The sequence below is a fragment of the Mycobacterium sp. genome, from assembly GCF_032159775.1.
In the GTDB taxonomy this organism is placed as follows: domain Bacteria; phylum Actinomycetota; class Actinomycetes; order Mycobacteriales; family Mycobacteriaceae; genus Mycobacterium.
In genome coordinates this window covers 26,270-46,637 of sequence record NZ_JAVHWK010000022.1, presented here as the reverse complement: position 1 = coordinate 46,637, position 20,368 = coordinate 26,270, and the positions used below count along the sequence as shown (strand labels likewise).

Annotated in this window: 20 protein-coding genes; 14 read left to right on the top strand and 6 right to left on the bottom strand. The window is 67.8% G+C overall.

Translation table 11 applies throughout. From position 1 onward, the window contains the following. Nucleotides 1-30: 30 nt before the first annotated feature. Genes QOJ24_RS02480 through QOJ24_RS02470 form a run of 3 tightly spaced genes read right to left on the bottom strand, consistent with a single transcriptional unit; the run spans nucleotide 31 to nucleotide 2,825 of the window. The gene (locus QOJ24_RS02480) at nucleotides 31-849 is read right to left on the bottom strand and encodes an HAD-IIA family hydrolase (protein ID WP_526258772.1); all 819 of its coding nucleotides are present in this window, start codon (nucleotides 847-849) and stop codon (nucleotides 31-33) included. Between the two features lie 21 nt (nucleotides 850-870). After that, nucleotides 871-2,289, bottom strand: coding sequence for a PH domain-containing protein (locus QOJ24_RS02475; RefSeq protein WP_526258786.1), 1,419 nt, complete (start codon nucleotides 2,287-2,289; stop codon nucleotides 871-873). A 32-nt stretch (nucleotides 2,290-2,321) separates the two neighbouring features. After that, nucleotides 2,322-2,825, bottom strand: coding sequence for a PH domain-containing protein (locus QOJ24_RS02470; RefSeq protein ID WP_526258770.1), 504 nt, complete (start codon nucleotides 2,823-2,825; stop codon nucleotides 2,322-2,324). Nucleotides 2,826-2,863: 38 nt separating this feature from the next. Here QOJ24_RS02470 and QOJ24_RS02465 point away from each other — a divergent pair, with 38 nt between their 5' ends. Genes QOJ24_RS02465 through QOJ24_RS02440 form a run of 6 tightly spaced genes read left to right on the top strand, consistent with a single transcriptional unit; the run spans nucleotide 2,864 to nucleotide 9,580 of the window. Continuing rightward, the gene (locus QOJ24_RS02465; protein WP_526258768.1) at nucleotides 2,864-3,781 is read left to right on the top strand and encodes an SDR family oxidoreductase; all 918 of its coding nucleotides are present in this window, start codon (nucleotides 2,864-2,866) and stop codon (nucleotides 3,779-3,781) included. Then, on the top strand, nucleotides 3,781-4,983 hold the full coding sequence (gene moeA / locus QOJ24_RS02460) for a molybdopterin molybdotransferase MoeA (protein WP_526258766.1): 1,203 nt from the start codon (nucleotides 3,781-3,783) through the stop codon (nucleotides 4,981-4,983). Before QOJ24_RS02465 ends, moeA begins: the two co-directional genes overlap by 1 nt. 22 nt (nucleotides 4,984-5,005) lie before the next feature. Beyond that, nucleotides 5,006-5,707 (top strand): phosphatidylserine decarboxylase, encoded by a 702-nt coding sequence (locus tag QOJ24_RS02455; protein ID WP_526258764.1) that lies wholly within the window; start codon nucleotides 5,006-5,008, stop codon nucleotides 5,705-5,707. Beyond that, complete coding sequence (gene pssA, locus QOJ24_RS02450) at nucleotides 5,704-6,576, top strand: CDP-diacylglycerol--serine O-phosphatidyltransferase (protein ID WP_526258762.1); 873 nt, start codon at nucleotides 5,704-5,706, stop codon at nucleotides 6,574-6,576. The genes QOJ24_RS02455 and pssA overlap by 4 nt, the downstream gene beginning before the upstream one ends. Nucleotide 6,577: 1 nt before the next feature. Beyond that, nucleotides 6,578-8,788, top strand: coding sequence for an AAA family ATPase (locus QOJ24_RS02445; protein WP_526258760.1), 2,211 nt, complete (start codon nucleotides 6,578-6,580; stop codon nucleotides 8,786-8,788). Between the two features lie 9 nt (nucleotides 8,789-8,797). After that, on the top strand, nucleotides 8,798-9,580 hold the full coding sequence (locus tag QOJ24_RS02440; protein ID WP_526258758.1) for an alpha/beta fold hydrolase: 783 nt from the start codon (nucleotides 8,798-8,800) through the stop codon (nucleotides 9,578-9,580). A 4-nt stretch (nucleotides 9,581-9,584) separates the two neighbouring features. On the opposite strand, the gene QOJ24_RS02435 is transcribed toward QOJ24_RS02440, so the two are convergent. Beyond that, nucleotides 9,585-10,637, bottom strand: coding sequence for a class I SAM-dependent methyltransferase (locus QOJ24_RS02435; protein WP_526258756.1), 1,053 nt, complete (start codon nucleotides 10,635-10,637; stop codon nucleotides 9,585-9,587). A 162-nt stretch (nucleotides 10,638-10,799) separates the two neighbouring features. On the opposite strand from QOJ24_RS02435, the gene QOJ24_RS02430 reads away from it, so the two are divergent. After that, nucleotides 10,800-11,237 (top strand): DUF1707 domain-containing protein, encoded by a 438-nt coding sequence (locus tag QOJ24_RS02430; protein ID WP_526258754.1) that lies wholly within the window; start codon nucleotides 10,800-10,802, stop codon nucleotides 11,235-11,237. Here the strand turns inward: QOJ24_RS02430 and QOJ24_RS02425 are convergent. After that, a complete protein-coding gene (locus QOJ24_RS02425) occupies nucleotides 11,234-12,670 on the bottom strand; it encodes an FAD-dependent oxidoreductase (protein ID WP_526258752.1) in 1,437 nt (478 codons plus the stop codon). The two genes, QOJ24_RS02430 and QOJ24_RS02425, sit on opposite strands and share 4 nt — an antisense overlap. Before the next feature lie 46 nt (nucleotides 12,671-12,716). Here QOJ24_RS02425 and QOJ24_RS02420 point away from each other — a divergent pair, with 46 nt between their 5' ends. From QOJ24_RS02420 to QOJ24_RS02390, 7 genes are read left to right on the top strand one after another with little or no spacing between them, the layout of a single operon-like run. Further along, nucleotides 12,717-15,596 (top strand): Na+/H+ antiporter subunit A, encoded by a 2,880-nt coding sequence (locus QOJ24_RS02420; RefSeq protein WP_526258750.1) that lies wholly within the window; start codon nucleotides 12,717-12,719, stop codon nucleotides 15,594-15,596. Next, nucleotides 15,593-16,063 (top strand): Na(+)/H(+) antiporter subunit C, encoded by a 471-nt coding sequence (locus QOJ24_RS02415; RefSeq protein WP_526258748.1) that lies wholly within the window; start codon nucleotides 15,593-15,595, stop codon nucleotides 16,061-16,063. Before QOJ24_RS02420 ends, QOJ24_RS02415 begins: the two co-directional genes overlap by 4 nt. Beyond that, nucleotides 16,060-17,664: a Na+/H+ antiporter subunit D gene (locus QOJ24_RS02410; protein WP_526258746.1), complete on the top strand. Its 1,605-nt coding sequence runs from the start codon at nucleotides 16,060-16,062 to the stop codon at nucleotides 17,662-17,664. Before QOJ24_RS02415 ends, QOJ24_RS02410 begins: the two co-directional genes overlap by 4 nt. Further along, complete coding sequence (locus tag QOJ24_RS02405) at nucleotides 17,661-18,200, top strand: Na+/H+ antiporter subunit E (protein ID WP_526258744.1); 540 nt, start codon at nucleotides 17,661-17,663, stop codon at nucleotides 18,198-18,200. Before QOJ24_RS02410 ends, QOJ24_RS02405 begins: the two co-directional genes overlap by 4 nt. After that, nucleotides 18,197-18,511, top strand: coding sequence for a monovalent cation/H+ antiporter complex subunit F (locus QOJ24_RS02400; RefSeq protein ID WP_526258742.1), 315 nt, complete (start codon nucleotides 18,197-18,199; stop codon nucleotides 18,509-18,511). The genes QOJ24_RS02405 and QOJ24_RS02400 overlap by 4 nt, the downstream gene beginning before the upstream one ends. Continuing rightward, a complete protein-coding gene (mnhG, locus tag QOJ24_RS02395; RefSeq protein ID WP_526258740.1) occupies nucleotides 18,508-18,858 on the top strand; it encodes a monovalent cation/H(+) antiporter subunit G in 351 nt (116 codons plus the stop codon). The genes QOJ24_RS02400 and mnhG overlap by 4 nt, the downstream gene beginning before the upstream one ends. Next, a complete protein-coding gene (locus QOJ24_RS02390; protein ID WP_526258738.1) occupies nucleotides 18,845-19,750 on the top strand; it encodes an SAM-dependent methyltransferase in 906 nt (301 codons plus the stop codon). Before mnhG ends, QOJ24_RS02390 begins: the two co-directional genes overlap by 14 nt. Here QOJ24_RS02390 and QOJ24_RS02385 read toward each other — a convergent pair. After that, the gene (locus tag QOJ24_RS02385; protein WP_526258736.1) at nucleotides 19,732-20,367 is read right to left on the bottom strand and encodes an LON peptidase substrate-binding domain-containing protein; all 636 of its coding nucleotides are present in this window, start codon (nucleotides 20,365-20,367) and stop codon (nucleotides 19,732-19,734) included. The genes QOJ24_RS02390 and QOJ24_RS02385 overlap by 19 nt on opposite strands. Between the last annotated feature and the right edge of the window lies 1 nt (nucleotide 20,368).

Here is a 20,368-nt window from a genome sequence, read left to right as displayed (position 1 = left end):
ACAGACCCGCACCGCCCGGGAAAATCATCGCTACAGACCGAGCACCTCGGGCAGATCGGCGACCGATTCGATGACGTGGTTGGGCTGCATCGCGAACTCGTCTGCAGCCCACCGGTCGAGGGTGTCCTGACGGAACTTGCCTGTGCGCACCAGGACGCCGGTCATCCCGACCACCTGCGCGGCCAGCACGTCGTTGTTGAGGTCGTCACCGATCATGAACATCTCGTCGGGGTCGACGCCCAGACGTGAAGCCGCGGCGAGAAATCCGGCTGGCGCGGGCTTGCCGACGGCGCTCGCCTTGCGGCCGGACGTCTCCTCCATCCCGATCAGGTACATGCCGGTGTCGATGCGCAGGCCCTCGGCGGTGTTCCACGAGGTGCTGCGGTGCATGGCGACCACCGGAACGCCGTGGGCCATCCAGTCGTAGACGCGGCTGAGCGTCACGTGGTTGTACTCCGGGCCCGCCCCGCCGAGCAGGATGACATCCGGGGTCTCCGGTGTGGGGTCCTCGGGGCCGTGGTCGCTTGCGTAGGCGATGTCGATGCCCGGCATGTCCTCGGCGATCTGTCCGTTGTTCACCAGGAAGCACCGCGCATCGGGGTATTGGCCGCGGACGTACTCGGCCGTCAGCGCAGCGGCGGTGATCACCTCGTCGGCCGCCACGTCCATGCCCGCCTCGGTGAGCAGATCAGCGATCTGCCTGCGGGTGCGCGTCGTGGTGTTGGTCAGATACGACCGGGCAATCTGGTTGTCCGCCAGCACCCGAAGCGTCTCGGCCGCACCCTCGATGGGCCGCCACGAGGTCACCAAGACACCATCGATGTCGAACAACACGCCACCGACCGCCATCCTGCGACAGTAATTGGCTTATCAGGGCCGCGCCCACTCACTGTCGGCCACCCACGGCGAGGCGGTGCCCGCGATGGACCAACTGAGTTCTGCCGGAACGTCGATCACCTGATAGTGCTTGACGCCGGCCGCGGTGGCCGCGATCAGCGTTGCCACCCCGGCCCGCCGCTGGAAGAACGTCTGGCGCACGGTCCATCCGATGATGCCTTCGGCGGCAATGCAGTCCCGACGGCGTTCCAGGCTGCCCGCCCGTGCGACCAGCCAGCGATCGTCGACCCGATGCCCGAGCGCACGTACCCGGTCGGCGGCCAGCAGTGCGCACGTCAGCGCCAGCGCGGCAACGGCGATCCAGCCCCACAGCGGTACGGCCACGAATGCCGCGGCGAGCGCCAGGCCGGCCGCGACGACGACCGGAAACACGAGGCCGCGCGTCCAGCGCCTGCGCGTCGCGGCGGTTCCGTGCCCGCGCACCGGACCGGACGCCGTGTTGACGTCGGCGATCAGGTCGGTCAACACCGACTCAGCCGTGCGGACGGGGCACGGCGGCAGCAGCAGCGACGCCTCCCCCGCGCCCGCGACCCCCGTCATCACCGCGTCCAGCCGAGCGCCACCGAGCAGCCGGACCAGCAGTGGCTGGCGCAGCGTGCCGCCCCGCAGCCTGCGCATGTCGAAGGTGTGCTCACGCTTGCGCAGCAGACCGTGCTGCAGATGTAATACTTCCGCGTCGCGGCGCAGCGTCAAATTCCCGAACGTCACCAGCGACCTGAGCACCGAAAGCCCGACCGACGCGAGCACGACGACCACGACAAAGACGGCGACACTGGCGACGATGCCGAACCGCTGCGCCGCGTCGCGGCCGGACTCGGCTAGTCGCGAATGTTCAAGTATCGCACCAAGACCCGCCTGGTAGGTCACGCCGACCGCGGCAAGGATCATGGCCAGGCCGGTGAAGCTGAGCGGGCTGTACCGCAGCCAGGACAGCTGCCAGCGCGCCAGCTGCCGACCCGGTGCCTGCGCTTCGACCTCGTCGGCGGCGGCCAGCGAGTCGGCCAGCAGGATGGAACGAAGCCGTGGCACCTCCTCGACGCGCACCGCATCCAGCGCGAACTCAGTGTCGCCCCTAGCCTGCTGCCCGGTGCTCACCCGCAACACCGTCAAGCCGAGCAGCTGGTGCAGCAGCCTGGCGTCGGTCTGAACCGAACGAATCCGGTTGCGCGGCACCGAAACCACCTTGCGCTGCAGGACGCCGGCGCGCAGCTGCACCTCATCGGTTTCGATGCGGTACGTGGTGGTGAACCAGCGCAGCACGCCGAAGGCGATCGTCAGCGCGACAATGACCACCGTCCACCACGAGTTGCCCGTCGCCGAACCCACCACGACCGCACCGACCAGCAACGGAATCTGCCGCAGCACCTCATGTACGGGGTGCACCAACAACATTCGCGGGCTGAGCCGATGCCAGACCGGCTCTGTCACGTCGCGTCCTCCGCTCCGATCGCGGCGATGTCGGTGAGCTGACCGACAACCCGGTCGGCGACCGCCGAGTCGAGCGCCACGATGCGCACCGCGCCCGCCGACGACGCCGTCGTCACCGTGACGTTGGCCAGCCCGAACAGCCGGTCCAGCGGGCCGCGATACGTGTCGACGGTCTGCACACGGGAGATCGGCGCGATCCGCCGCTCCTGTACCAGCCAACCCGACCGGGTATAGACCGCCTGCGAGCTGATGTCCCATCGGTGCACCCGGTACCGCCACAGCGGCACGACGATGACGAAGACCGCCATACCGACCGCGGTGACGGCCGCCGCGGAGACGTGCGCCCAGGCCAGCCCGTCGTCGACGACGACGAACCACACCACCTGGCCCACCGCGAGCACCAGCCACGGGATCGCCGCGCCGATCGCCCACACCAACGGCGCTTTACGGCTCGGCGGATTGGCGGGATCAACCAAAGTCACCCCTGCGCGTTGTGACATGGGAACGACCGTAACCGCCCGTGGGTAGTGTGCTGGTCATGACCAGAAAGTGGACCTCCGCCGATGTACCCGACCAGTCCGGCCGCATCGCCGTCATCACCGGCGCGAACTCCGGCCTCGGCTACGACACCGCCGCAGTTCTGGCGGACAAAGGCGCGCACGTCGTTCTCGCCGTACGCAACCTGGACAAAGGCAGGCAGGCCGCCGACAGGATCAAGGCTGCGAGCCCGAACGCCGTCGTCGCGCTCCAGCAGTTGGATCTGTCGTCGCTGGACAGCGTCCGCACGGCCGCCGACGAACTGCGCGCCGCGCACCCGCGGATCGACCTGCTGATCAACAACGCGGGCGTGATGTACGTGCCGAAGCGGGAGACCACCAAAGACGGTTTCGAAATGCAGTTCGGCACCAACCACCTCGGCCACTTCGCGCTGACGGGCCTGCTGCTCGACAACATGCTGTCTGTGGACGGGTCGCGCGTGGTCACGGTCAGCAGCAACGGACACAAGTTCCCGCTGTTGGCCGATATCTATTTCGACGATTTACAGTTCGAACGCGGCTATCACCGGATCAAGGCCTACGGTCAGTCCAAGCTGGCCAACCTGTTGTTCACCTATGACCTGCAGCGCCGCCTGAAACTCAAGGGTGTCCCCACCGTCGCGCTGGCCGCACATCCCGGTTTCGCCGACACCGAACTGATGCGCAACCTGCCCGACGTCATTCCGTCCTTCCTGTGGCGGCCAGTCACCCAGCCCGCCGACAAGGGTGCGCTGCCGACCCTGCGAGCCGCGACCGACCCCGGCGCCCAGGGTGGTCAATATTACGGGCCCGACGGCATCGGGGAGATCAAGGGTGACCCGAAAGTTGTTGCTTCCAACGCGAAATCGCACAACGAAGACATGCAGCGGCGGCTGTGGACAGTGTCCGAACAGCTGACCGGCGTCACCTATCCCGTCTGATGCGGTCCGTCGACGAGCACCAACAAGTCGTCGCCGCGCTCATCGGGCCCCGCGCTGCCGCAGCGGTGCCGCTGGCCGAAGCGCTCGGGCTTGTGCTTGCCGAGGACGTCGTTGCGCCGATGTCGCTACCCGGCTTCGACAACTCGGCCATGGACGGTTATGCCGTTGTCGCCGAGGACATCTCGGGCGCGACCGAGCAGCAGCCGGTGATGCTGCCGGTCGCCGAAGACATTCCCGCGGGCCGGACGGATCCGCTGACGCTCGAGCCCGGTACGGCACACCGGATCATGACGGGCGCACCCCTTCCGTCCGGCGCCACCGCCGTGGTGCCCGTCGAGGTCACCGATGGCGCGACGGACACCGTCGCGATCCATGCGACCGCGCGCGCCGGGCAGCACATCCGACGTGCAGGCGAGGATGTCGAAGAGGGCACCACCGTGCTGCGGGCCGGCCAGGTCGTGACGCCCGCGGTGCTGGGCCTCACGGCGGCCCTCGGCCTCAGCCGCCTGAAAGTCGTTCCACGGCAACGGGTTGTGGTGATGTCAACCGGATCGGAGCTGGTGGCGCCGGGCACTGCGCTGCAACCCGGTCAGATCTACGAGTCGAATGCGGTCATGCTCGCCGCGGCCGCGAAAGACGCGGGCGCCGAGGTGATAACGGCCCCGATGAGCAGTGACGACGTCGACGAGTTCCGCGCGGTCCTGAACCGACACGCCGGTGAGGCCGACCTCATCATCACCACCGGCGGCGTGAGCGCAGGCGCCTACGAGGTCGTCAAGGACGCGCTCTCGGCGGCGGGCGTCGAGTTCGTCAAGGTGGCGATGCAACCCGGCATGCCGCAGGGCGCAGGTCGCATAGACGACACCCCGATCATCACGCTGCCGGGCAATCCGGTCAGCGCCCTGGTGTCGTTCGAGGTCTTCATCCGAGCACCGCTGCGCGCGGCGATGGGATTTCCGAAGCCGCAGCGACCGCGGTTGACGGCCGAGCTTTCCGAGGATCTGAAGTCACCGCGCGGCAAGCGGCAGTTCCGGCGTGGCGTGCTGGACGTCGACCGGGCTGCGGTCAGCAGCTACGGACCCCCGGCCTCGCATCATTTGCGCTGGCTGGCGTCGGCGAACTGTCTGCTGGAGATCGACGAGGAGGTCGTCGAACTGGCGGCGGGATCCACTGTGCGGGTTTGGGACCTGTCGAGCGGGTAGCCACCCGTAGAATCGCTGCACGATGGCCAGACGCCCCGACCTCAGATCAGGCCCCGCGCGACTGGTGGCCCTGGCGAGAACCACGATCCCCCCGATGCACCCCGCCGGCCTGCCCTTTGTCGGCGCGGGCATAGCGGTCGCCGCGGCGGGCCGCCGTAACCGGTGGCTGCGCAACGCCGGTCTGCTGACCGCGGGCATCAACGCGGCGTTCTTTCGACACCCGCCCCGCGTGCCGCCCACCCGGCCCGGCCTGGTCGTCGCTCCCGCCGACGGGTTGATCTGCCTGGTCGAGAATGCGGTGCCGCCCGCCGAACTCAACCTGCCCGACCGGCCACTGCCCCGAATCAGCATCTTCCTGTCGATCTTCGACGCCCACGTCCAGCGCATCCCGATCAGCGGTGAGGTGGTGTCGGTGGTGCACCGTCCCGGGCTGTACAAGTCCGCCGAGCTCGCCGCTGCCAGCCAGGACAACGAACGCAACAGCGTGCTGATCCGCACGCCGGAAGGGCACGAGGTGGTGGCCGTCCAGATCGCCGGCCTGGTGGCCCGCCGCATCGTCTGCGACATCGGGCCGGGCGACAAGGTGGCGATCGGCGACACCTACGGCCTGATCCGCTACGGGTCACGGCTGGACACCTACCTGCCGGAGGGCACCGAGCCGCTGGTGCTGCCCGGCCAGCGAGCCGTCGGCGGCGAAACCATCCTTGCGGAGCTGGCGCGATGAAGCCCCGCGTCAAGAGGCCTGCCGTCAGCATGCGCATGCTGCCGAGCGCGATGACCGTCGCCGCGATCTGTCTCGGCCTTTCGGCGGTGAAGTTCGCGCTCGACGACAGGCCGACCGAGGCGATGGCGTTCCTGGCCATCGCCGCGATCCTTGACGCGCTCGACGGTCGCATCGCCCGGCTGCTCAAGGCCACCTCGAAGATGGGCGAGGAGATCGACTCGCTTGCCGATGCGGTCAACTTCGGTGTCGCACCGGCTTTCATCGTCTACGGCACGCTGCTGTCGCATTCGCGCATCGGCTGGATCGTCGTGCTGCTCTACGCGGTGTGCATCGTGCTGCGGCTGGCCCGGTACAACACGATGCTGGTCGAGAACAAGCCCGCGTACATGGACCAGTTCTTCGTCGGCATGCCCGCACCCGCTGGCGCGATCGGCGCGATCGGACCGCTGGCCGCCAAGATGCAGTTCGGCGACGGCTGGTGGACGTCCGAACCCGCCGTGGTGATCTGGATGATCGGTGTCTCGCTGCTTGCGGTCAGCACCATCCCCATGCGCAAGGTGCACACGTTCGCCATATCGCAGAACATGGTGGTTCCGCTGCTGGCGCTGCTGGCCGTGCTGGTCGCCGCGTCGATCCTTTACGGCTACGTCGTGATTCTTCTGATCATCGCGGGATACGTCATCCATATCCCGTTCGCCGTGCGGACGACCGCATGGTTGGCGAAGCACCCAGAGGTGTGGGACGACAAGCCCAAAGCGCAACGCCAGGCGCGACGGGCGAGCCGGGGCGCAAGCCGGGCGGTCCGACGCTCTCAGCCGCACCGTCGTTCGATGGCCCGACTCGGGCTCCGCAGACCGCCGGGACCGTGATATGACCGGGTTCGACGTCGCGGACCGCCCCAGGCCGCGACAGCAGCTCGCACTCACGGCGCGGCTGAACACCTCGGCCATGGACTCGCGTCGCGGTGTGGTCCGACTTCATCCCGAAGCCATTGCAGCGCTGGGCATTCGGGAATGGGATGCGGTATCGCTGACGGGATCGCGGACCACCGCAGTGGTGGCGGGGGTGGCCCCGGAGGGCACCCCCGCCGGCACCGCTCTGCTCGACGACGTGACGCTGTCCAACGCCGGACTGCGCGAGGACACGACGGTGCTCGTCGCACCGGTGACGGTCTACGGCGCCCGGTCGGTGACGGTGCGCGGATCGAATCTGGCCACCCGCTCGATCCCGTCGGCGACCCTGCGCCAGGCGCTGCTCGGCAAGGTGATGACCGTCGGTGACACCGTGTCGCTGTTGCCGCGCGAACTCGGACCCGACATCCCTACCTCGGCGGCAAGCAGTGCGTTGGCGTCGGCCGTCGGCATCACCTGGACGTCGGAGCTGCTGACGGTGACGGGGGTTGATCCCGCGGGACCGGTTAGCGTGCAACCCAATTCGGTGGTCAGCTGGGGCGACGGTGTCGCGACCTCTGAGCAACCCGAATCAGGTCAGTACACCGTGTCCACCCCGGCAAAGTCCACCACGGTGAACATCGACGACCTCAAGGGCCAGCATGCTCAGGCCGGCCGGCTGACCGAATGGCTGAAGCTCGCGCTCGACCAGCCGGATCTACTCCAAACACTGGGCGCCAAACCCAATCTCGGCGTGCTGGTGTCCGGGCCTGCGGGCGTCGGCAAGGCCGCGCTGGTGCGGGCGGTGTGCGCTGACCGGCGACTTGTCGAACTCGACGGGCCCGAGGTCGGGGCGCTGCGCGCCGAGGACCGGCTCAAGAGTGTTTCGGCGGCGGTCGCCTCGGTGCGCGACGGCGGCGGCGTGCTGCTGATCACAGACATCGACGCGCTCCTGCCAGCCAGCCAGGACAGGCCCGCCGAGTCCGTATCAACCCTGATTCTGACCGAACTGCGCAACGCCGTCGCGACCCCCGGTGTCGCCTTCGTCGCCACCTCGCAGCGGCCGGACGATCTCGACCCGCGACTGCGGGCTCCCGACCTCTGCGACCGCGAGCTGGGCCTAAGCCTGCCCGACGGTGCGGTCCGCAAGCAGCTGCTCGAGGTTCTGCTGCGCGACGTCCCTGCCGAAGAACTGATCCTTGACGAAATCAGCGAGCGCACACCGGGTTTCGTGGTCGCCGATCTGGCCGCGCTGGTGCGCGAGGCGGCGCTGCGCGCGGCGGCGAGGGCCAGCGAGGACGAGAAGCCGCCAACGCTGACACAGGCCGACCTGACGGGTGCGCTCACCGTCATCCGGCCGCTGTCGCGGTCCGCCTCCGAAGAGGTGGCTGTCGGTTCGATCACGCTCGACGACGTCGGCGACATGGTCGAGACGAAGCAGGCGCTCACCGAAGCTGTGTTGTGGCCGCTGCAGCATCCAGAGACATTCGAGCGACTCGGCGTCGACCCGCCGCGCGGCGTGCTGCTCTACGGCCCGCCCGGCTGCGGCAAGACCTTCATCGTGCGTGCGCTGGCCAGCTCGGGGCGGCTGTCGGTGCATGCGGTCAAGGGCGCGGAGCTGATGGACAAATGGGTCGGCTCATCCGAGAAGGCCGTGCGCGACCTGTTCCGCAGGGCCCGCGACTCCGCGCCGTCACTGGTGTTCCTCGACGAGCTCGACGCGCTTGCCCCACGGCGCGGGCAGAGTTTCGACTCCGGCGTCACCGATCGCGTGGTGGCCGCACTGCTGACCGAGCTCGACGGCATCGAGCCGCTGCGCAACGTCGTGGTGCTCGGCGCGACCAACCGGCCCGACCTGATCGACCCGGCGCTGCTTCGGCCCGGCCGGCTGGAGAAGTTGGTGTTCGTCGAGCCGCCCGACGCCGACGCCCGCCGTGACATCCTGCGCACCGCAGGCAAATCCGTACCGCTCAGCGACGACGTCGACCTCAACGCGCTTGCCGACGACCTGGCGGGCTACAGCGCCGCCGATTGCGTTGCACTGCTTCGCGAGGCCGCGCTGACGGCGATGCGGCGGTCGATCGACGCCGCGGACGTGACGGCCGCCGACGTCGCAAAGGCCCGCGAGAACGTGCGTCCATCGCTGGATCCGGTTCAGGTCGAGGCGCTGCGCTCGTTCTCGGCCCGCTAGGTTCTCGTCATGTCCACCACCGCAGTCTCGGTCGACGGCTCGCGCATCGGCTTCGAGTCGTCCGGTGACGGGCCGCCCATGCTGCTGGTGCACGGCACAAGCGCGACACACATCAGGTGGGCCCCGGTTCGCGATCACTTGGCCGAGCACTACACGGTGTACGAGATGGACCGTCGCGGCCGCGGTCTCAGTACCGACGAGGCCGACGCCTACAGCCTGCAGCGCGAGGCCGAAGACATTGCAGCGGTCGCACAGGCGATCGGTGGTGGCGTCTACGTCGTCGCGCATTCCTTCGGCGCGCTGTGCACGATCGAAGCCGCGCAGCGTACTTCGGCGTTCCGGCGCATCGTGCTCTACGAACCACCGCGTCCGACACCCGGCCACGATGACGTCTCGTCCGCGGTCGTCGCGCAGCTGAGGGCGATCACCGATCGAGAGCAGATCCTGGAGGTGTTCTATCGCAACGCCTTGCGCCTTCCGCAATCGGCGATCGACGGCATGCGGGGTACAGAGATGTGGCGAGCACGGCTGACCGCCGCGCACACCATCGCGCGGGAACTCGACGCGGTTAGCGAATATCGGGCCGGTGACCTATTGGGCAGCATCAACGTGCCCGTCCGAATGCTTGTCGGCGCCGACTCGACCGCGTTTCTCCGCGCCGCGACAACGGCTTTCGCGGCAGAGATGGCGGGTGTGGACTTGGTGGACTTGGCGGGGCAGGCGCACCAGGCGATCGATTTCGTTCCGGACGAGATCATCCGGCTAGTGCTCGAATTCGACTCGGCCCGCTGACCACCTACGGCCGCGCCTCGAGCACGAGGTTGAACGGTGTCTCGGTGGCGCGCCGGAATCGCGTGAAACCGCCGCCGTCGACGACGACTTCGCGCAGCCGGGCTTCGCCGGCCTGAGCCCCCAGAGCCGGACCGTTGCGCGCCAACGAAACCGGAACGCAGATCTGCGCCGAAGCGCCGTACATGACTCGGCCCACCGGGTTCAGGTTGTCGGCCACCCGGTCGTTGGCGAACGGCTCCACGATCATCGCGGTGCCGTCGTCGCTGATCGCCTCGCGCGCATGCCGGGACACACTGATCGGATCCCCCATGTCGTGCAGGCAGTCGAAGAACGCGATCAGATCGAAACCCTTGTCCTTGTAGCCGACGGCATCGGCGGTCTCGAAGCGCGCATTCGAAGCGCCCGCCGCCGTCGCCTTCTCGGTTGCGACACTGATCGATTCGTCGTGATAGTCGTAGCCGACGAACTCCGAATCCGGATATGTCAGCGCCATCAGGATGGTGCTGGCACCGTGCCCGCATCCGACATCGGCGACCTTGGCGCCGCGCTGCAGCTTGTCCACGACGCCGTCCAGCGCTGGCAGCCACGAGCCGATCAGGGAAGTGTTGTAGCCGGCGCGGAAGAAGCGTTCGGTTCCCTCGAACAAGCACGGGTGGTGCTCACCCCACTCCATGCCCGCTCCGGACTTGAAGTTGGCGAGCGTGTGCTCGAGCGCGTGGAACGTGGCCTCGACGATGTTGTAGGCACCCGGCATGTCGACGGGGCCGTTCGGGTCGGTCAGGCACAGCGCCTGCTCCGGGCTGAGCGACCACGCGTCGTTTGCCGCGTCGTACTCGACATATCCGCCCGCACCTTGATTGCCCAGCCACTCGCGGACGTAGCGCTCGTCGGTGCCGGTTCGTTGTGCCAGTTGGGCCGAACTCACGGCGCCTTTGGCCAGCTCGCGGTACAGCCCGAGCCGGTCACCGACCAGGATCAGCGTCGCGCTCATCGCGGCGCCGAGATCGCCGACCGCCTTGCCGAGAAATTCGTTCAACTTAGTTTCGTCGACAGCCATGGCTGCCTCATTTCGGTTGTCGTGGGTGTATTGCCCTTCATAGTGCGGCCGGTAAGTCCCGGCCGGACGACATTCGCCATCTAGATCTTGACAGTGACAAGTTAGCGCGGCATAGTCGATACACGAACTAGTCATTGTCAAGATCGAGACGGGAGGCACGCCATGACCGCACCGACCGCACCGACCATTCGGGCAGGCGACCGCGAGAGGGAGCAGACCGCGAACCACCTCGGCTCGGCGCTCGCCCAGGGATATCTCACGCTGGGTGAATACGAGACCCGACTCCAGGGTGCGTTCGCCGCCCACACCACCGCCGAACTGCGTCAGCTCGTCGCCGACCTGCCGCTGGCCCGGCTGCGGCGCAACGACCCGCGGCGGCGAGAGGCACGCCGGGCAGCGGCACGCCGCGGCGTGCAGATCCATCTGGCCGGTTACCTCGCGATGGTCGTCGTCGTGCTCACGGTGTGGCTCGCCGTCGGGCTGACCGCCGGCGCCTGGTACTTCTGGCCCGTCTGGCCCATCCTCGGCGCAGGCATCGGCGTGCTCGGCCATGCACTTCCAAATCGGTTCACTACAGGTTGCGGTGCGCGGAGGCGCTAACTCTGAGCAGGCCGCAGTTTCCAGTGGGCGATCGCGGCGGCGACGTGCGCCTCGGTCGGCAACTGGTCATCGGCCCACGCGACGAAGCAGTCCGGGCGCACCAGCACGGCGGCGGGCAGATCGCCGTCGCGGTGCACAGCGGTGATGACGTCGGGGCGATCGACGTCGACGTCTCCGTTCGTCACCATCACGAACCGACCCTCGCGCAACAGTTCGTAGAGCCGGGTTCCGCCACAGTCCACGTCGGGCATGCGCTTGCCGATCAAGCGGTGATCGCCACGGGACGCGCGCGGATAGTCGATGCCGATCTGGCTGAGGCGCCCCGCCATGAACCGCCTGCCCGCCGGCAGCCGCGTGATGGTCCCGACAGCGAGGGACTGCACCAGTCGCTCCGCCTTGGACCGGCCGAGGACCAGCTGGTTGAACGCGTCGGTCAGCCGGAGCACCGCCGCGCCGACGGGAAGGCGCTCGCTCTGATAGCTGTCCAATAGCCACCCGGGCGCCGTCCCGCCCACCGCCTCGCCGAGCTTCCAGCCCAGGTTCATCGCGTCGGCGATCCCGGTGTTCATGCCTTGGCCGCCGAGCGGCGAATGGACGTGCGCGGCGTCGCCCGCGATGAACACCCGCCCGGCCCGGTAGCGCTCGGCCTGCTTGCGTTCCGACAGGAACCGCGAGCTCCAGCGCATCTCGGTCATGCCGTAGTCCTCGTCGGCGATGCGGTGGAAGGAGTCCCGGATCTCGTCGATGGTGACCGGCTCCTTCAGCGGCGCCTGTTCCCGCAGCCGGTCCCAGGCGATGGCGCGAAACCAGCCGTCGCCGAACGGAATCATCAGCACCGCACCGCGCTCGTTGGTCACCCCGGTCAACGTCTCCTGCGGTGCCCGCGTCAGGCGCACGTCGGCGAGCAGGATGTGCGTCTCGTACTGCTTGCCGGTGAACTCGATGCCGACCAACTGCCGCACGGCGCTGTGCGCACCGTCGCAGCCGACGACGTAGCGCGTCGCGATCGACGCGCCGTCTGCACACTTCACCGTGACGCCGTCATCGTCCTGGTTCAGCCCGACGACTTCCGCGCCACGCACGACCTGCACACCGAGCTCGTCCACCCGCGCCTGCAACACCTGCTCGGTGCCGCTCTGCGGGACGATCAACAGCATGCCGAATCTGGACGGCAGCTCCCGCATGTTGATCGTCGCGCCACCCGGCGGCGCGATCTCGTAGACCGGAGCCCCGCGCGTCAGGAGCTCATCCGCCATCCCGCGCGCGTCGAGGAACTCGAGCGTGCGCGCGTGCACGGCGAACGCCCTCGTGATGTTGGGCTTGTCGATGCGCTCTTCGAGCAGCTGCACCTTGGCGCCGCCGAGCGCCAGTTCGGCGGCCATCATCAGGCCGGTCGGGCCTGCACCGATCACCACCACATCCGACGTGTCCACGGGCCGGATGGTAGCGGCATCCGCCCACGTAGACTGGGGTTCAGCCATGCTCGCCGTCCTATTCGCCCACGCGGTCGCGACCGCATTGGCTCCGCTCCTGGTGTACCGGTGGGGGCGAAAGGCGTTCTATCCGCTGGCGCTCGTCCCACTCGCCTCGCTGATCTGGGTGGCTCAGAACTGGCCGGGCGACGGGCCGGTCCGCAGCGTCAACGTGTCCTGGGTGCCGAAGCTGTCGATGGACATCACGCTGCGGTTCGACTCGCTCGCGGCGATCATGAGCATCCTGGTGCTCGGCATCGGCGCACTCGTCCTCGTCTACTGCGCGGACTACTTTCACCACCACGACGGCCACCCCGAGAAACGGCTGCCCAGCTTCGCTGCCGAGTTGGTGGCTTTTTCCGGCGCCATGTTCGGCCTGGTGGTCAGCGACAACATGTTGGTGCTCTACGTGTTCTGGGAGCTCACCACCGTGCTGTCCTTCTTATTGGTCGGTCACTACGCCGAACGCGCCAGCAGCCGCAAGGCCGCGGTGCAGGCGCTGCTGGTGACGACGGCAGGCGGGCTGGCGATGCTCGTCGGCATCATCGTGCTCGGCACCATCTCGGGCACCTACCTGTTGTCCGAGGTGATCGCGGCACCGCCGACCGGGCTGGCGGCGTCGGTCCCCATCGCATTGATTCTTGTTGGTGCACTGGCGAAATCGGCAATCGTGCCGTTGCACTTCTGGCTACCCGGCGCGATGGCAGCGCCGACCCCGGTGAGCGCTTACCTACACGCCGCCGCCATGGTCAAGGCGGGCGTTTACCTGGTGGCCAGGATGAACCCGGGATTCGCCGACTCGCCGCCGTGGCGGCCGATGGTGATCACGCTCGGCGTGCTGACGGTGCTGCTGGCCGGCTGGCGCGCTATCCGCGAATACGACCTGAAACTGATCCTGGCGTTTGGCACGGTGAGCCAGCTCGGCTTCATCACGGTGATGGTCGGCGCAGGCGGCAGCGACCTGATGCTGGCGGGCCTGGCGCTGCTGTGCGCGCACGCGATGTTCAAGGCCGCGCTGTTCATGGTGGTCGGCATCATCGACCACACCACCGGCACCCGGGACATCCGCAGGCTGGCCTGGCTGGGGCACGCCAGCAAGCCACTGCTCGTCATCGCGGTCGGCGCCACGGCGAGCATGGCGGCGCTGCCCCCGTTCCTTGGCTTCGTCGCGAAGGAAGCCGACTATGAAACCCTTTTGCACAGTGAGGCTTTGGGACACTTCGCCCCCTTCGTGCTCGGTGCCATCGTCGCAGGCTCGGTGTTCACCACGATGTACAGCCTGCGTTTCCTGTGGGGTGCCTTCGCGAAGAAGGGCAGAAGGGAACCCAGCAAGCGCGTCGCGGCGATGCACGTGGCACCGGTGACGTTCCTGGCCGCCCCTGCCATTCTCGCGGCCGTCGGTCTGGTGTTCGGCGTCTGGCCGTCTCCGCTCGACACCGCCCTGGACACCTACGCCGCCACGGTGCCGGGCGAAGGCGATTACGAGCTCGCGCTCTGGCACGGCTTCAACCTGCCGCTGCTGCTGTCGGTGCTGGTGCTGGCGGTCGGCACCGCGGCGTTCTTCGGCCGGTCGCGGTTCCCGCGCGCGCGGCTGATGTACCTACCGCTGGGCAACGCGGACCGCATCTACGACACGGTGATCCGCGGCGCCGACGTGCTCTCCGTCCGGCTGACGGGCATCACGCAGCGCGGTTCGATTCCCGCGACGCAGTCGGTGATCCTGGCCACGCTCGCGATCGTCCCGGCTGTGGTGCTGGCCTTGGGGGCCCGCGACCGGCCCGAGTTCGCGCTATGGGGTTCGCCGCTGCAGGTGATCGTCGGCGTGCTGATACTGGCCGCCGCGGTCGGCGCCGCGATGATGCGTAACCGCCTTGCAGCAGTGTTGCTCGTCGGAGTAACCGGCTACGGCTGCGGCACCATCTTCGCCTTCCACGGTGCACCCGATCTCGCGCTGACCCAGTTCCTTGTCGAGACGCTGACATTGGTCATCTTCGTGCTCGTGCTGCGCACACTGCCCGCCGAGTCCGACCGCACCAACATCGCAAGGCACCGGCTGCCGCGGGCGGCTTTGGCTGTGGCCGTCGGGGCAGGCGTGACCACGCTGGCAGCGTTCGCGATGGCAGCTCGCACCGATCTACCGATTGCAGCCCTGCTGCCCGACGCCGCGTACTACCGCGGAAACGGCGCCAACACCGTCAACGCGCTGCTGGTCGACATCCGGGCGTGGGACACCCTCGGCGAGATCTCGGTGCTGCTGGTCGCCGCGACCGGCGTGGCGTCAATGGTGTTCCGGCACAGGCGTTTCGGCGCTGCGCCGCGGGTGTCCGACGCCGGGCAACCCGACATAGGTCCGGTGCAGGCGATCGCCACCAGCCCGGCAGCGGGCGACACCACCTGGCTGCTCGGCAGCGGGCTGCGCGACCCGCGGAACCGGTCGCTGGTGTTGGAGGTCGCGACGCGGATGATCTTCCCGCTCATCATGGTTGCATCGGCATACTTCTTCTTCGCCGGCCACAACACCCCCGGCGGCGGCTTCGCGGGCGGTTTGACCGCAGGGCTCGCACTGGTGCTGCGGTATCTGGCGGGCGGCCGTTACGAGCTCGGCGAGACACTTCCGTTGGACGCGGGCAAGATCCTCGGCACCGGCCTCGCGCTGTCCGCAGGCACCGCGGTAGCCTCGCTGCTGCTCGGCGCACCGGTGCTGTCATCGGCGGTGCTGGAGTTCGACGTTCCGGTGTTGGGCCACATCAAGCTCGTCACCGCCCTGTTCTTCGACCTCGGCGTGTACCTGATCGTCGTCGGCCTGGTGCTCGACGTGCTGCGCAGCCTCGGCGCGCGGGTGGACGTCGAAATGACCCGGCGACCGGCGGAGGCGACGGCGCGATGACGACCTTCATCGTTCCGCTCGTGTTGATCGGCGGACTGACCAGCGTCGGGGTGTATCTTCTGCTGGAACGCGGCTTGACGCGAATGTTGTTGGGCCTGTTGCTGATCGGTAACGCCGTCAACCTGTTGATTCTTCTCGTGGGAGGCCCGTCGGGTAACCCGCCCGTGCGCGGCCGCGTCAGCGACGGCCAGACGTCGACTGCAGACCCGTTGGCGCAGGGCATGATCCTCACCGCGATCGTCATCAGCATGGGCATCGCGGCGTTCGTGTTGTCGTTGATCTACCGGACCTACCAGCTCACCACTGACGAAGAGGTGGCCAACGATCCCGAGGACACCCGGGTGGCCAAGCTGACAGACGAGGAGACCGCGGCGCTCGACGAGGCCCGACCGACTCCCGACCAAGCTCGCGACACCGAGGAACCCGACGAGCTGGACGCGTTGCCCGGGCTGGAGGGGTCGCGATGAGCACGACGGCAGCGGTATTGACCCCACTGCCCGTGTTGATCCCGTTGATCGCCTCGGCCGCGACGCTGGTGGCCGGTCGCCGACCCCGACTTCAGCGGACGATCACACTGATCGCGCTGTCGGCGGTGGTCGCGGTGTGTGCGGCACTGTTCTACCTCGCCGATCGCGAGGGCACGATCGCCCTGCACGTCGGCGGCTGGGGACAGAGCGTCCCCGGTATGGGTCCGCTCGGCGTCACCCTTGTGGTGGACCGACTTTCGGCGCTGATGCTTGTCGTCTCGTCGATAGTCCTGCTCGCAGTCGTGTTCTACGCCATCGGGCAAGGCATCCGCGACGGGGACGAACGTCAACCCGTGTCGATATTCCTCCCCACCTACCTCGTGCTGTCGGCAGGTGTGTGCAACGCGTTCCTGGCCGGCGACCTGTTCAACCTGTTCGTCGGATTCGAGGTGCTGCTGGCGGCGAGCTTCGTGCTGTTGACCATCGGCGCGAGCACCGAGCGCGTCCGCGTCGGCATCTCCTATGTCATGGTGTCGATGGTGTCGTCGGTGATCTTCCTGATCGGGATCGCGCTGATCTACGCGGCGACCGGGACCCTGAACATGGCCGAGGTCGCCGTGCGTATGGACGGGGTCGCGGCGGGCACGCGCAGCGCCCTGTTCGCGGTGCTGCTCGTCGCATTCGGCATCAAGGCGGCGGTGTTCCCGCTGTCCTCGTGGCTGCCCGACTCCTACCCAACGGCTCCGGCCCCCGTCACCGCGGTGTTCGCCGGCCTGCTGACGAAAGTGGGTGTCTACGCGATCATCCGGGCGCACACACTGCTGTTCCCCAACGGTGGGTTGGATCAGATGTTGATGGTGGCGGCGTTCCTCACCATGCTCGTCGGCATCTTCGGCGCCATCGCGCAAAGCGACATCAAGCGGCTGCTGTCCTTCACTCTGGTCAGCCACATCGGCTACATGGTGTTCGGCGTCGCGCTGTCGAGTGAGCTCGGCCTCTCCGGCGCGATCTACTATGTGGCGCACCACATCCTGGTGCAGACGGCGCTGTTCCTGGTCGTCGGTTTGATCGAGCGGCAAGCGGGTGCTTCCACGCTGCAACGGCTCGGCGGCCTGGCGGCCGCTAGCCCGCTGCTGGCGTTCGTATTCGTGATTCCCGCGCTCAATCTCGCTGGTATTCCGCCGTTTTCCGGATTCGTCGGCAAGGTCGCTCTGCTGGAGGCGGGTGCGCAGGACGGTTCGGTGCTGGCGTGGCTGCTCGTCGGTGGCGGCGTGGTGACCAGCCTGCTGACGCTGTATGTTGTATCGCGCGTCTGGACATTGGCGTTCTGGAGAACCCGCACCGACGCGCCGGAAGGTGATGTCGCGGCGGCGGCTCCCTCGGCTCTGCTCGACGACACCGAAGACATCCTGCTCGCCGAACGCACCGACGTCGGGCGGATGCCGGTGGGCATGCTGGTGCCGACCGGAGCGGTCATCGCCGTAGGGCTGACGCTGACAGTGTTGGCAGGCCCGATCGTCGGCTACAGCGATCGCGCGGCCGCCGAAGTGCTCGACCGTGATCGCTATATCTCGGCCGTGCTGGGGGAGGCGCCGCGATGAGAAGCCGCCTGCTGCGAGTATGGGTGCTCTGCTGGCTGATGCTGGTCTGGGTGTTGTTGTGGGGCAGAGCAACACCTGCGAACATCATCGGTGGCTTCGCGGTGGCACTGGTGGTCACACTGCTGCTGCCACTGCCCGCCGTGCCCGTCGAGGGCAGGGTCTATCCGCTGTCGCTGGCGAAGCTCATCGTTGTCGTCGCCTACCAGTTGGTGCAGTCCTCCCTGCAGGTGGCATGGCTGGCGGTCAAACCGGCGCCGCCACCGCTCAACGCGGTGTTGCGCGCCCGGCTGGCGATCAAATCGGACCTGGTTCTTGCGCTGGCCGTCAACATCTTCAACCTGGTTCCCGGATCAATCGTGTTGGAGATCGACCAGGAGCGCCGTCTGCTCTACATGCACGTCCTCGACGTCGGCAACGAGAAAACGGTCGCCCGGTTCTACCGTCAGGTCGAGCAGACGCAGCGGCTGCTGGTGGCAGCGTTCGAGCGGGACGCGGACTGGGAGCCATCTGCGGCGGTCAAGGAGGAGAGCCCATGAGCACCGTGTGGATCATCGCAGCGGTGATGTTGACCGCGGCAGGGGTGACCGTGATGTTCCGGATCCTGGCCGGGCCGAGCACGCTGGACCGCATCGTCGCGCTGGATACCCTGGTGGCCGTGACGATGTGTGCGATCGGCACCTGGGCGGCATTCAGTCTGGACACCACCGTCACCTACAGCCTGACGGCGCTCGCGCTGATCAGCTTCGTCGGCTCGGTGAGCGTCGCGCGGTTCCGGGTACCCGATGTTCGTGCGCATGCGAGGAGCAAATACAACCGGAGCAATCGCGAGAGCAGGTACCGACGATGAACATTGCCGACACCGTCGCCGCGGTGCTGGTGCTCGGCGGCTCGGCGCTCGCGCTCACCGCCGCGATCGGCGTCGTCCGGTTCCCCGACACCCTGTCGCGCATGCACGCGGCGAGCAAGCCGCAGGTGTTGGGGCTGTTGCTCGTACTGGCGGGCGCGGCGATCCGGCTGCGTGGCAATGTGGATGTCGGCATGCTGATCCTGACGGGGATATTCACCGTCATCACAGCGCCTGTCGTGGCCAATCGGGTGGGCCAGCTGGCCTACCGCGAGCAGAACCTTCACGACACACTCACCACAGACGAACTAGACGATTACACCCAAGGCGGCACGAATGGCCAGAACTGACAACGACTCCTGGGACATCACCGAGAGCGTCGGCGCCACGGCGCTGGGAATCGCGTGGGCGCGGTCTCAGGAATCGAAGTCGCAGTGCCCGTTGTACACCGACCCTTATGCAGAGGTGTTCATCGATGAGGCCGTCGCGCGCGGCTGGGAGCTGCCGCAGCGGCACTTGGCCGAGCGGATCCGCTCGATTTCGGGATACGCGGCATCCCGCACCAAATGGTTCGACGAATTCTTCATCGCGGCGGGCGCGGGTGGCATCGAGCAGGCGGTGATCCTCGCCGCAGGGCTCGACGCAAGGGCGTGGCGGCTGCCGTGGAACGACGGCAGCGTGGTGTACGAGATCGACCAGCCGAAGGTGCTCGCGTTCAAGACCGACACGTTGCGCGCACACGGTGCGCAGCCTGCCGCCCGTTACGTGCCGGTACCCGTCGACCTCCGGCACGACTGGCCGAACGCGTTGCGGGAGGCAGGGTTCGATGCGAGCGAGCCAACCGCATGGGCGGCCGAGGGGCTATTGCCGTACCTGCCCGCGGACGGTCAAGATCTGCTGTTCGAGCGGATCACGGATCTCAGCGCCCAGGGCAGCCGGGTCGCCGTGGAGGCATTCGGTGCCGGGTTCTTCGATCCCGAGTACCTCGCCCGCCGCCGCGAACGGGTACGGCAGCTGCGCGAGCAGGCCGGCGTACCCGACGACGCCCCCGACGTGGCGGATCTCTGGTTCATCGAGGAACGCACCGAAGTCACCGACTGGTTCTCCGGTCACGGATGGGAGGTGTCGATGATCGACGCCGCGGATCTGATGACGAGATTCAACCGGACGACCGACGACGACACCACGCCGCGAACGACTTTCGTCGAGGCGAGATTCAGCGGCTACTCGCCGGACAACTGAAATTCGACGAGCGCGCTGACGGTCTCGACGGCTTCGCTCAGCGCCGCCAACCGTGCCGCGACCGTTGGCGCGGCCAGCACCGAATAGCGGTCGGCCTGTCCCATCGGCAGTCTGGTCGTCAACTCGTACAACCACATTGCCGCATCGGGCGCGGCATCCGCTCCTGCGAGGATGTCGCGTGCGTTGATGTCGGCACCGCGGGCACCGGCGATCCGCTCGAACAGCGCAACCATCCTGTCCTCGATCTCGCGGATGGCATCGGCGCCGACCGGTTCACCGGGTTCGTCGGGCCACAGCTCGATCGCCGCCCTCGGGTATGGGTGATCGGGTTGCCATTCCACTACCCGGATCCGTTCGGCCAGCACACAGTTCAGCCGGTAGCGCCCGTCGCCGAAGGCGGCGACCTCGGCGATATGGGCCATCGTGCCGACATCGCTGCGGGCATCGCCGCCGCCGACCTCGCGGCCCGCCTCGATCATCACCACGCCGAACGCGGGGTCATCCATCGCCAGGCAGTCGGAGACCAGAGCGGAGTACCGGGGTTCGAAGATTCGCAGGGGCAGTTCTTCGCCGGGCAGCATCGCCCGCTCGAGCGGAAACATCGGAACGGTCGGCACG

Coding starts and splice junctions, on each gene's coding strand:
- QOJ24_RS02480 (WP_526258772.1), bottom strand. CDS start 849: ATGGCGGTCGGTGGCGTGTTGTTCGACATCGATGGTGTCTTGGTGACC.
- QOJ24_RS02475 (WP_526258786.1), bottom strand. CDS start 2,289: ATGTTGTTGGTGCACCCCGTACATGAGGTGCTGCGGCAGATTCCGTTG.
- QOJ24_RS02470 (WP_526258770.1), bottom strand. CDS start 2,825: ATGTCACAACGCGCAGGGGTGACTTTGGTTGATCCCGCCAATCCGCCG.
- QOJ24_RS02465 (WP_526258768.1), top strand. CDS start 2,864: ATGACCAGAAAGTGGACCTCCGCCGATGTACCCGACCAGTCCGGCCGC.
- moeA (WP_526258766.1), top strand. CDS start 3,781: ATGCGGTCCGTCGACGAGCACCAACAAGTCGTCGCCGCGCTCATCGGG.
- QOJ24_RS02455 (WP_526258764.1), top strand. CDS start 5,006: ATGGCCAGACGCCCCGACCTCAGATCAGGCCCCGCGCGACTGGTGGCC.
- pssA (WP_526258762.1), top strand. CDS start 5,704: ATGAAGCCCCGCGTCAAGAGGCCTGCCGTCAGCATGCGCATGCTGCCG.
- QOJ24_RS02445 (WP_526258760.1), top strand. CDS start 6,578: ATGACCGGGTTCGACGTCGCGGACCGCCCCAGGCCGCGACAGCAGCTC.
- QOJ24_RS02440 (WP_526258758.1), top strand. CDS start 8,798: ATGTCCACCACCGCAGTCTCGGTCGACGGCTCGCGCATCGGCTTCGAG.
- QOJ24_RS02435 (WP_526258756.1), bottom strand. CDS start 10,637: ATGGCTGTCGACGAAACTAAGTTGAACGAATTTCTCGGCAAGGCGGTC.
- QOJ24_RS02430 (WP_526258754.1), top strand. CDS start 10,800: ATGACCGCACCGACCGCACCGACCATTCGGGCAGGCGACCGCGAGAGG.
- QOJ24_RS02420 (WP_526258750.1), top strand. CDS start 12,717: ATGCTCGCCGTCCTATTCGCCCACGCGGTCGCGACCGCATTGGCTCCG.
- QOJ24_RS02415 (WP_526258748.1), top strand. CDS start 15,593: ATGACGACCTTCATCGTTCCGCTCGTGTTGATCGGCGGACTGACCAGC.
- QOJ24_RS02410 (WP_526258746.1), top strand. CDS start 16,060: ATGAGCACGACGGCAGCGGTATTGACCCCACTGCCCGTGTTGATCCCG.
- QOJ24_RS02405 (WP_526258744.1), top strand. CDS start 17,661: ATGAGAAGCCGCCTGCTGCGAGTATGGGTGCTCTGCTGGCTGATGCTG.
- QOJ24_RS02400 (WP_526258742.1), top strand. CDS start 18,197: ATGAGCACCGTGTGGATCATCGCAGCGGTGATGTTGACCGCGGCAGGG.
- mnhG (WP_526258740.1), top strand. CDS start 18,508: ATGAACATTGCCGACACCGTCGCCGCGGTGCTGGTGCTCGGCGGCTCG.
- QOJ24_RS02390 (WP_526258738.1), top strand. CDS start 18,845: ATGGCCAGAACTGACAACGACTCCTGGGACATCACCGAGAGCGTCGGC.